A 10,328-nucleotide genomic window follows, 5' to 3' on the forward strand; every position below is an offset into this window, starting at 1 on the left:
CGAGGCGGTCACGCCGACCGGGGATGAGGGAAGCGGCTCAGTCGGTCACGGGGCGCGGTGACACGACCGGCACCGGGGGCCAGGCTGGCCGTACGGGGATGTAGGGCCGGAAGGGCTTGAGCGCGGGCAGGTTCGGCGCCAGGTGGGCCGATTCCTGGCAGATCTCGGCAGCGTCGCCGAGGGAGAGGTAGGGCGTGCGGATGCGGGACCAACCGCCTGAGGTGTCACCGGCCACGGCCAGGCCGGGCCGTTCGGGAGCGATGGCACAGGCGGCGGCGACCGCTTCGGGGGCGATGTCGCCCAGGGCCATCTTGGCGGAGGCTTCGTCGTTGACGCGGTGGCAGACCCGGCCGCTGAGCTGAGCCCGGAGCATGGTGGCACCCTTGCCCAACTCGGCGCCGAAGCGCTGCCCGCAGACCTCCAGGTAGATGCCGGCCGCGCGGCCGAGCTGGGCGAGGCGGATGAGTTGGGTGACCATCTCGTCCCGCCGTTCCTCGTCCTTGCGGGTGGCGACGAGGAAGAGTTCGGCCACTTCGTCGACGAACAGCACGATGGGCACGGGGCGTTGGTGGTCGGGCAGGCCCCAGATGTCGGAGGTGATGTCCTCGTCCGGTGTGCTCGGGGCGAAGCCCTGCCGGGCCTTGATCAGGTCGTATCGGTCCTCCATTTCCTGGACGAGCACGGGAAGCAGGTCGGCGGCCTGGTCAGGGTCAGTGGCGAGTGCCGAGAGCCGTGGGGCGAAGGGGGCCAGTTCGACGCCGCGCTTGCAGTCGATGCCGACCAGGGCGACGGGCTGTCGGGCGAGTCCGGCCACCAGGTGGCGCAGGTACATGGACTTGCCGGAGAGCGTTGCGCCGAGGGTGAGTTGGTGCGGGACGGTGCGGTAGTCGCGTACGAAGGCAGTGGCGTCCTCCCGCAGGGCCACCGGCACCTTCAGGAACCCTTCCTCGATCTTGCGGGGCATCCGCACCCGCCGCAGTACGTCGAAGCCGACGAGCCGCAGTTCGACGACACCGGGCTTGATGGTGGTGACGTAGACGGCGTGAACTCCCCAGGCGTGCCGTAGCCGTTCGGCCGAGGCGGCGACGTCGGCGGGTTCCTGGCCCGGGGCGAGCCGCAGCCGAAGCCACAGTCCGGTCGAGGTGGGGCGGATGACCCCGCGACGCGGTGGAACGGGTCGGACCTCACGGCGGGTGGTGGCCTTGACCGCCAGGACCCGCAGTCGCGACGGGGCAACGGTCAGGCCGCAGGCTTCCATGACCGAGCTGTACGAGCTGAGCAGGCGGGCCGTGGATATCGGCAAGCCGACCGTGGACCAGTAGACCCCGGGGTGATTGGCCCGGGCGTAGGCAGCCCCGCCACCGAGCGCGGCGACAGGACCACCCACCTCCAAGAGCGTTGCCAGGTCGGTCATCAGGCCGTGGCCTCCATGGCGGCCGGGAAGGCGGCCGGAGTGACGGCGGCGGCGCGGAAGGCGATGCCGTGCCGTTGCTGTCCGTTGAACACGCTCTCCCACGGCCGGGCAACCAGCCCCGGCAGCGAGACCGGGGCGCCGAGCGCGAGCCCTTCCGCCACCCCGCTCTCCGGAAGGGTCACCTTGATCAGGGACGACTCCCCCTCCTCGATGTAGACGACGCCGATCGTCATCAGTGCCTCACCGCTGACGATGTCCTTGGCGATCTCGCCGGTCTGACGGTCGCGGACCTTGGGCTCGGGCGCCTCGGTCAGCAGGATCGTCGCGGCCGAGGTCTCCACACGGATGGTGCGCAAGATTTTCTTCCTATCTACTCGTCTATACAAGATGCAGCCTTCGAACCCGGACTCCGGGAACGACGACCACCCTGCCACACAACTTGCCCACTCGTCTATACGAGTATGCCTGTCGGGCTGTACGAGTTCGGGAAAGTGGCCCCGCGCACCACCGCCGGTCAGGCCCTCACGTGGCCGGGAGCTGGTACGACAGGACGTAGGCGTCGGCCGCCATGACCGTGTCACAGACCTCCACGGCACGCCCCTCGGTGTCATACGCCGTGCGGATCAGGTGGATCACGGGCACGCCGGAGGCCAGCCGGAGCGTCTTCACCTCAGTCGGCGAGGGCATCCGTGCCCGGATCTCCTCCTCGAAGCGGTCGAGGTGGTGACCCAGCTCTTCGAGACGGGCATAGATGCCGCCGGGGCCGGGATTGGGTTCGGCGATCTGAGTACCGCGGGCGATGTCGAGCGGGAGGTAGGAGGTGGCGAACTCGACCGGGCGACCGTCGAGCAGATATCGGCGTCGGCGGGCGAGGACACGGCGCACGGAGCCGAGCCGGGTGGAGATGTCCTGGCTGGCCTTCTCTTCTTTGACCTCCAGGCTGTCGACCTGGGGGTGACTGCCGGCGGCGTCGGCCTCGACGATGAAGGCGGACTTGCCCTGCTCGCGGTGGCGCCGGGCGAACCGGTCGGAGGCGAGCCGCCGCACTGGGGGCCGTGGTCGGACGAAGACGCCTTTGCCGTGTTCGGCGTGGACCAGGCCCTCGCCTTGGAGGACGGAGAAGGAGTTTCGAACCGTCATACGGGAAACCCCGTAGTGCTCGACTAGCTCCGCCTCGGAGGGCAGCTTTTCGCCCTCCTTGAACCGCCCACGGTCGATTGCCTCGCGCAGCTGGTCAGCGATCTGCCGGAAGACCGCACGATCACTCGTGGGGTCGAGATCGCCGAGGAGGCTCGGGAGAGACGTCACGTGTACTCCTTTAGGTATCTAGACGAGTGGGCGAGTGTTGTTGCTACGGTGGAGAGCCTAGCGATCTGAGAGGACCGAGGAACGTGAGCACCGACCGTCCGCACTCCGTGAGCGTTGCCGGAGTCATCGTCGACGACCAGGACCGCGCCCTCTTGATCAAGCGCCGCGACAACGGCCACTGGGAACCCCCGGGCGGAGTCCTCGAACGCGAGGAAACCATCCCCGAAGCCCTCCAGCGCGAAGTCCTCGAAGAAACCGGCATCAAGATCGCACTTCCCGCGACCCTCACCGGCATCTACAAGAACATGAACGGCCTGATCGTCTCTCTGGTCTTCCGCTGCGAAGCCGCCGACGGCACGCCCACCACCGGGGACGAGACCCGCGCACTGCGCTGGGCCACCCGCGAAGAAGTCACCGACCTCGCCGACGAGGCATACGCGATCCGCGTCCTGGACGCTTTGGACGCGGCATCCCCGCCGGCCATCCGCGCCCACGACGGCGTGAAACTCGTCTAGCCCGAACCCGCTGCACATGGCGGCCTACCAGCACGAAGGAACTTGTATGCACGAGTATACGAGCACTGCGCGGGTCTGGGGCCTCACTTGCCCAGGTTTCCCAGAAGAGGTCAGCCGGGCCCGACGCTGGACGAGAGACATCCTGCGCGGTTCGCCTCTGGCCGAAGACGCCGAACTGATCGTGAGCGAGCTGAGCGCGAACGCGATCCTCCATACGGCCAGCGGCCTCACGTCGGGCAGCTTCCATCTGGCCCTTGCGGTCTCCGCCCAGGTCATTGCCTTGTCGGTCACGGATGCCGGCGGCACCGGCACGGCCCCGAAGGTCGAGCACCAGGACCAGGAGGCGGAGCACGGCCGGGGTCTGGGCATGGTCAGCGCGATTGCGCACCGGGTGGTGGTCCACGACAGCGACGGCGGCCACACCGTCACGGCGGAGCTCTACAGGGATATCCGCCCAGGAGGTCATCCGTGCTGACGCCGATGGCCGGTGAGCTCTTAGCTGCCGAAGAGCGGGGCAGCGCCTTCCGATGCTGGGCAGCCGCATACCCCCTGCACGAAACAAGCGCGATCCCACTCGGGTCCCACAGCGTGGCCACCCCCCGCCTGGCACTGCGCTGGCTACGTGAACGCACGAGCCACGTCACGGACCAACTCGACACCGCATACGCCCAGCTTGGCCGCTACTGGCTGACAGACGAGGCGGAGCACGAACGGGCTCTCACCTACCTGACCACCGGCACGGCTTACCAACTCACGCTGTACGACGAGAGCACCCGCTACGTGCTCGTGGCCTGCCCGCTGGGAGGCAACGCATGAACGAACTCCCCCGCGGCTTCTGGTGCGAGTGCTGGACCCAAGACCTCAGCACGGACCAACTACCTGCCCTGCACGCTTCCTTCGACGCCTACTCGGCCGCTCAGGCAGACCGGTGGATCGCCATCGCGCTGCGCACCATCAGCCCAGCACTCGACACCGCAGCCTCAGAGCAAGCGTGGGAGTGGCTCTACGAGGGCCGCGTCGACACAAGGCGGGCCCTGCTCCGAGCGGAACCCTGCTCAGTCACCGTGCACCAGGCCGGCACCCGCATCACCTGGACAGTCCGCCCTGCCATCTTCCTACCGCTCGCACACCGCCAGAGCATCGAACTTCCAGCCTGCGCATACGACTTCAAGCCCCACGCGACCGACTGAGTTACAACTTTCTCTACTGGTTCAAGGCACCCGGCTGCGCTCCGCTCCGCCGGGCGCGCTTTCCAGCTCCGCTGCCCTCCGCGCTCATGCCTTCGGCCCGCGCTGCGGGCGCTGCGCCGACGCGCGCCCACATATGGATAGGGCCGGGGCCACGAGTCGAGCACCGTAGACGCATGCGCTCGCGGGGCCGGTCGGCTCCGAGACTTTAGGCAGCCACCATGGGGCGAGCCTCGAAGATCATGGCCCCAACGTCGTGCTTTACGGGCAGGTCCACAGACTGCCCGACTCGCCATGAGCTTACGGGGCCATGATCACTCGCCCCATGGCAGCTCCAGCCCAAAGTCTCGGAGCCGACCTCACACCGTCGCCAACTCTCGGCAGACGAGGGCAGGGAGAAGGGAAGGGAGGTGCGATTCCCTGCAGAGTTAAGACCCCGGCACAGACTGAGGTCACTCAGGCAGGCTCTCCCAAACCTCCCCCCTCTGATCCAGTCGCCACCCTTGGCTCTCAGCGAGCTCTACCGCCTCCCGCCGAGACGTGATGATCTGCTGGTGGTACGTGATGTCCTCTGCGAAGTCCGCCTTCGAGTGATCCGCGAAGTGCGGCACCTTGTCGAACACCACGTGTTCATACGCCACGCTCTCAGGTGCCTCACGACTCCAGACAAGCCGCATCTCAGGCCGCTTACCAGTCATGACTGCAAGCTAGTCCAGTCGTTCCACGATGGCATCACTCGGGGCCGTCGCCGTGCCGTCCGAGGGCAGCCGAAGGTGACCAACGTTGACAACTAAGCCGCAGGTCACAGCATTAGCCACTCAGGAGGCCGCAGGTCAGCGAGACCCCACGCCACTTCTTCGGCTACTGACGGCGGTTGACTCGCCCATTAAGACTCCACCGACCTTGCGAGTCGCGCAACTTCACTGATGGTTGCACCATGTTGCTATGAGCCCGGAAAGCGCCGTAGTGATCGGGTCAGTTGTCGGTGCCGTCTCCGCTACTGGTGGCGCATTGATCACCGCCTGGCTTACTCCCTCATTGCAAGCGAGAACGGAGCACGCACACTGGCGACGGCAAGGACGACGAGATGTGTACAGCGCGTTCATTGGTGCCGTGATGGCCTTCACTGAGGCTGCCGATGACCTCATGACGATCATGGATGAGGAGTACACCCCTGACGGAGCTTGGTCGAAGTTAGAGCTCCTAAAAACGCTTCTGCCAGCCATCCGGACTTCTGCCCCAGTGGTTGCACTAGCCGGTCCTGAGGAGGTGGCAGAGCTAGCCACGGCAACGGCTCGCCTTGCATACCGGCTCACTACCTCTGCCGAGTTCTACGTCACAGTCCGCAGGCGTTTCAAGACAAAGCGCGTGAAGTTCGAGCAAAAGCGCACACTCGGAGATTTGCTTGCGCTTGAAGGCATGTTGAAGTCGTTCACGGAGAAGGCGAGTGAAGCTCTGGATTCTCGAAAGCTCAAGGCCGGATAGTGACGAGCGAGGGTTGGCTTCACTACTCGAACAAGGGCTCCTACCCGTCACAGATTCGCAGAATTGGCACTCACCGGATCGAACGAAATCGAGACTGCCTACCCTCCGGACTATCTCGAACTCCTTGACCTGGAGATAGGGAACTCTACGTCAAGTGCTCGCGGCACCGATAATGCCTGTTAGGGAATTTCGGGGTGTGACCCCGGCACAGGTCAGTGCGAACGAAATACGCTTTTCGGACATCTTTAGACGTTAAGGCATAGTGTGCCGAAATCGCCCCCGAGAAATCTGCACCTTTGGCCTGCGTGTAGTCAAATTCCGATTTTTCTAGCTGGGATTCTCGAAACGAAGCGTATCTGATATCAGAGAAGCCGAGATCGGCATATCTCAAGGAGGCGTTATCGAAGTTTGCGGCAACGAGGTCAACGTCTCGCAGCCTTGCGTAATCGAGATGCGCGCCGCTGAAGTCCGCGAATTCGAAGCTTGCATCAGACAGGTCAACGCCCTCTAGGTGCGCCCCTGAGAGATCAACTGACGGTGCTACCAGCCCTCTGTGGGCCATGCCATCATTGTCGGGATCTCTATCGGCGATCACTCGTACTGCGGCCTCGACGTCGTCAGGGATCAGATGCAGTGAAACGCCTGCCGTATTCTTGGCAGTGTCGAGCTCCAACCGTGAAGGCCGCTTATCTAGTGGCTTATCATGACCCCGGACATATGCAGCCAAAACTGTGACTATTTCAGGCTGGTCGCGGGGGGAGTCATACATTAGACGCTGGAGGGCGTATATTCCACCTAGTCGAATATCTGTGCTATCTGACGCCAGATTTCCAATCGCGGCATTAAATCGATCGGTCACCTGCCCTGACTCAGCGACCTCATTCTGAAGCCTCACCTGCTGAATGGAAATGCCAGTAAATATTAGCGCCCCAATTGCCGTCGCCATGGTGACGATATTCGAAAACTGAGGAAGCCGTTCGCGTCTAGTTGCAACACGTCTACTGCTGCGGCGACGCCACGCGGCGATCCTCGGTCTAGCACCCTGATTTCTCATGCCCCGTACCCTCATTCACGCGTCTCGTCTGGCGCCTTGCCTTGATGTTAGGGAACCTGGCGACGAGCGGTGGGCGGTTGCTGAACGTCCAGCAGCGGCACCAGAGCTTGTCGACCTTGGTGTCTGATGCAGCGCGGTGGGTTCACCGCTGTGGCGGGCGACCGTCGCGGCGACAAGATCGTCGAGGAGGAACTCTCCAGCTGAGCACCGTGGACTATCCGTGGACTGGCTCCGCTCAGTTGATCGCAGACGTGGCCCTGACCAGCAGTCTTCCGTAGGACCGAAGCGCCCTCCGGAGCCGTGTGCGCTACTCAGTCGGCACGCCAGGAGACAGCACCGAAGAAGAGGCGGCATGCTCTGCGCAGACAGCCCACCAGCTCTCGCCGCCAGTGTCCAAGACGCGAACGCTCCACATCGCAGGAGCGGGGCATGGTGCAGCCCAGGAACACTCGCCCCGCGCCGATGCTGTGTCCACGTGGTGGTGGTCTTCCTCCCACGGGCCCAACCATTGAAGTTCCATGGCTCATAGTGAAGCCAACGTTCAACCAGCATCGCTACGCATGTGCAGAACTCCGAGACTGAAGCCTGCGCAGCATGAGTGTCTAACTGCGTGACAACGCCGACGAACAACGGCGGACGAGCGCGAACGTCTGCGGACCGTCAGTGCAGGTGAGAGACACACCAGCCCAAGGCGCCACCCCCACCCAAGTTGCTTCGGGAGCAAGCGGTCCAGGCACAAAAGAACCGTGGCTGGTGGTGGATGCTGCCGCCGGGGCATCGAGCCGGTCAACAGTTGCCCACAGGACCGGATGCTGAGCGCAGTTGGCCGCAGCGCGGAAGAATGTCCCTGCCGCGAAGGGGGACCCATGGCTGATGGGAACGATGTCCTGCTAGAGCTCTGGAAGGATCACCGGGCGGCTGACCGCCAGGTAGAGAGCCAAAGGGCGACACTCACGAACATCATCATTGTGCTGATGGGGGCTGGGCTGGGCTTCCTCGCACAGAAGGGTTTGCAGACGTCCATGCTGCTAGTGACGATGCCAATGCTCGGCCTTGGGCTCTACGGCACTCTCGCTTGCCTGAAGTTTCACGAGAGGAGCGCCTTTCATGTTGGGCAGGCCAAGGGGCTCCGTCGGAAGATCGCCAGCAAGTTCCCGGACCTGAACATCGAGGCCGGCCTGTCGGAAACGAGCCGTGCTCAGCGGGCTCGCTTCCCGCGACTGAGGAGACTGCGTTCATACACGGTGTGGGTCGCTCTGCACTGTGCCATCGCAGTGTCTGGGGCGGCACTCTCAGGTTGGATCATCTTCACCTGAACCCGCGGCGTCATCGCGGGCCGGAGCGAGACGGCGGCGAACCACGGCGTCGACTTCAACTCAGCAACCGGCAGAGCCCAACACCGGCCCCTCATGGGCCTCCTGGCGGCCTCCATTGGCCGATCTCTGTAGAGCTGCGGCTCAGAAGGTGCCGTGCCCCAGCCATGCCCGATACGGCGGGAACCCGCGGGGAACACCAGGCAGTCAGGGTGACGGGACAAGCGGACGGCCCCAACCAGATACCCAAGCCGGGGGCCGTTCTCGCTGTTCTCAGTGCGGAGGCGGTGGGATTTGAACCCACGGTGACATCGCTGCCACGACGGTTTCACGAGATCGTTCAGATCTTGACTCGTCCACTGTCGCTCCGTCGGCCTCAAAGTTACGAATCACGCTTAAGGCACCCGTCCGGTATAGGGCCGCCCGTGTCGCAAGGACATTCAAGGCCAGGGAACCCACACCAGCGACCCATGGCTATTTCTTCATGTAGCTCATCTTCTGCGATCCATCTCTCGTTAGCCAGGCGAGTTTTCCATTCGGCCGGATCGCGATCACCCGGAGGGTCCACTAGGCCATTTTCGCCAATATCGAGACTGATTGGGAGGTTAATCGCTTCAAACTCCTCGACGTCAGCAGTCAGGCCGCAGATTTGGCAAAAGTATGAATGCGCCACGAAGACGTAGTGAATGTCGTTTGTAACGCCATCCCCCGGCTGCATCGAGTGCCCCACCAACATCCCACTGTGCCCTCCAGTGGGGCACGGGATTCCGTAACCGCCCTTGCCGGGGCCGAAGATTCCCTGCTGAGACCACTGGAGCGGCTCCCGGCGGGTGTTGGGGTATAGACCTCCATAGTTCTCCGAATCCCGTGCACGCGCTCTGGCCAATCGCGCACGCATACGACGAGTCACCTCGTCTAGATGAGACTTCCCCAGGCTTTCCCGAACTTCAGCCCACGTAGACCAGTAATCAGCTTCAAATTTGTCTAGCTCCGCGAGTAGTGCATCAATGATATCGAAACATGTAACCAGGTTCGACTCAGCGGCAGACTTGTCGATAATGCCAAGGTGTGCTACGCCATTTCGCGCTCGAAGTACAGACGACCAACGCTGATTACTGACTCGATCGAGACGCTTTGTGAATTCTCGCGCCAACTCTAGAGAGTCTTTCGCAGTAATAGAGGCGCCAGTCTCTAGATTGCGTGCCCCGGCATGTCGCGTTCGATTATTGATCACGCCTGTCACGTGCAGAAGCAGCGTGGTGTTCTCTGCGATAAGTGCGGGATGCACGCTGAGAAGAAAACCCTTGAGTAGGTGCTCAGTCGCAACTTGCGCATGATGAACGGCAAGATCGTACGCTGGCGGCTCGGCTGAGGCGTGTCGAAGAGCCTCGTGCATCCAGCGTCGCGACGAGGCATAGAACTTGTCAGCGTCGAACGATCCTCCATCGCTAAGCATGCAGAGATCGTATCCAGACGCTCGCGCGATGTAAGCAGGGTTTTCCATGTAGGAACCCCGGGCTTGTGCTGGAGAGCCGGTGCATAGCTCGGAGTTCCAGTCTCCACCCTCTGTGCACCACAATGACCGGAATTATTGCCGACGGGCGATGGGGCCGTCCGCACGGTAAGGACACACGACCCGGGGTTCGACAAGGGTCGGCTACCTCACCACTCAGGGCCGTGCCAGACCCGTGCCAGATTGTGCGGGGAACCACGGGGAGTACCGGGGAGCCAGTCATCCGCCCGTCGGGCGCCAGCACTGCTGAGGCGCAGGTCAGACGTGCGAATACGCCTAGATCACCTTAGCTTCCCAAGCTGATGGCTCGGAGCTGGACAACTGCCAGGTCGTGTCGCCCAGTTGGCATCTTCTACCAGTGCTGGCTCTGCCAGACTCCGTTCATGGGACGTTGCGCTGGTGTGACACGGCAGGGACGGGCGTGCGGGAACCCGGCCGGGTGGATGTCGGCGACGGGTGAATCGTGACCCTCTGACGGCGGATCAAAACTGACCCACTTCGTGGTCTTCTGACCAACCTGATCTTGATCGAAGGTCAGG

The 10,328-nt window shown here is 63.4% G+C and carries 12 protein-coding genes; 6 read left to right on the forward strand and 6 right to left on the reverse strand.

The window, feature by feature from the left end; translation table 11 throughout:
• Positions 1–37: 37 nt before the first annotated feature.
• From ACZ5VD_RS43270 to ACZ5VD_RS43280, 3 genes are all read right to left on the reverse strand, one after another.
• A complete protein-coding gene (locus ACZ5VD_RS43270; protein ID WP_468685969.1) occupies positions 38–1,414 on the reverse strand; it encodes an FtsK/SpoIIIE domain-containing protein in 1,377 nt (458 codons plus the stop codon).
• Positions 1,414–1,770: an SCO3933 family regulatory protein gene (locus ACZ5VD_RS43275; protein WP_468685970.1), complete on the reverse strand. Its 357-nt coding sequence runs from the start codon at positions 1,768–1,770 to the stop codon at positions 1,414–1,416. The genes ACZ5VD_RS43270 and ACZ5VD_RS43275 overlap by 1 nt, the downstream gene beginning before the upstream one ends.
• Positions 1,771–1,936: 166 nt before the next feature.
• Positions 1,937–2,722, reverse strand: coding sequence for a GntR family transcriptional regulator (locus tag ACZ5VD_RS43280; protein WP_468685971.1), 786 nt, complete (start codon positions 2,720–2,722; stop codon positions 1,937–1,939).
• Between the two features lie 107 nt (positions 2,723–2,829).
• Here ACZ5VD_RS43280 and ACZ5VD_RS43285 point away from each other — a divergent pair, with 107 nt between their 5' ends.
• The 4 genes from ACZ5VD_RS43285 to ACZ5VD_RS43300 all read left to right on the forward strand — a co-directional run bounded on the left by ACZ5VD_RS43285 (position 2,830) and on the right by ACZ5VD_RS43300 (position 4,427).
• Positions 2,830–3,237 carry an NUDIX hydrolase gene (locus tag ACZ5VD_RS43285; protein WP_468685982.1) on the forward strand — a complete coding sequence of 136 codons (408 nt, stop codon included), beginning with the start codon at positions 2,830–2,832 and terminating at the stop codon, positions 3,235–3,237.
• Positions 3,238–3,283: 46 nt separating this feature from the next.
• Positions 3,284–3,712 (forward strand): ATP-binding protein, encoded by a 429-nt coding sequence (locus ACZ5VD_RS43290; RefSeq protein ID WP_468685972.1) that lies wholly within the window; start codon positions 3,284–3,286, stop codon positions 3,710–3,712.
• Positions 3,713–3,825: 113 nt separating this feature from the next.
• A complete protein-coding gene (locus ACZ5VD_RS43295) occupies positions 3,826–4,053 on the forward strand; it encodes a hypothetical protein (protein ID WP_468685973.1) in 228 nt (75 codons plus the stop codon).
• Complete coding sequence (locus ACZ5VD_RS43300; RefSeq protein ID WP_468685974.1) at positions 4,050–4,427, forward strand: hypothetical protein; 378 nt, start codon at positions 4,050–4,052, stop codon at positions 4,425–4,427. Before ACZ5VD_RS43295 ends, ACZ5VD_RS43300 begins: the two co-directional genes overlap by 4 nt.
• A gap of 449 nt (positions 4,428–4,876) precedes the next feature.
• Here ACZ5VD_RS43300 and ACZ5VD_RS43305 read toward each other — a convergent pair whose 3' ends face one another.
• Complete coding sequence (locus tag ACZ5VD_RS43305) at positions 4,877–5,122, reverse strand: hypothetical protein (protein WP_468685975.1); 246 nt, start codon at positions 5,120–5,122, stop codon at positions 4,877–4,879.
• Positions 5,123–5,513: 391 nt separating this feature from the next.
• Between ACZ5VD_RS43305 and ACZ5VD_RS43310 the strand changes: the two genes are divergently transcribed.
• The gene (locus ACZ5VD_RS43310; RefSeq protein WP_468685976.1) at positions 5,514–5,909 is read left to right on the forward strand and encodes a hypothetical protein; all 396 of its coding nucleotides are present in this window, start codon (positions 5,514–5,516) and stop codon (positions 5,907–5,909) included.
• A gap of 145 nt (positions 5,910–6,054) precedes the next feature.
• Here ACZ5VD_RS43310 and ACZ5VD_RS43315 read toward each other — a convergent pair whose 3' ends face one another.
• Positions 6,055–6,855: a pentapeptide repeat-containing protein gene (locus tag ACZ5VD_RS43315; RefSeq protein WP_468685978.1), complete on the reverse strand. Its 801-nt coding sequence runs from the start codon at positions 6,853–6,855 to the stop codon at positions 6,055–6,057.
• A 974-nt stretch (positions 6,856–7,829) separates the two neighbouring features.
• On the opposite strand from ACZ5VD_RS43315, the gene ACZ5VD_RS43320 reads away from it, so the two are divergent.
• Positions 7,830–8,279 carry a hypothetical protein gene (locus tag ACZ5VD_RS43320; RefSeq protein ID WP_468685979.1) on the forward strand — a complete coding sequence of 150 codons (450 nt, stop codon included), beginning with the start codon at positions 7,830–7,832 and terminating at the stop codon, positions 8,277–8,279.
• A 1,862-nt stretch (positions 8,280–10,141) separates the two neighbouring features.
• Here ACZ5VD_RS43320 and ACZ5VD_RS43325 read toward each other — a convergent pair.
• Positions 10,142–10,328, reverse strand: a 187-nt coding sequence (locus ACZ5VD_RS43325) for a hypothetical protein (protein WP_468685980.1), incomplete at its 5' end; no start/stop codon positions are given.

The organism is Streptomyces sp. NPDC032822, from assembly GCF_055578825.1.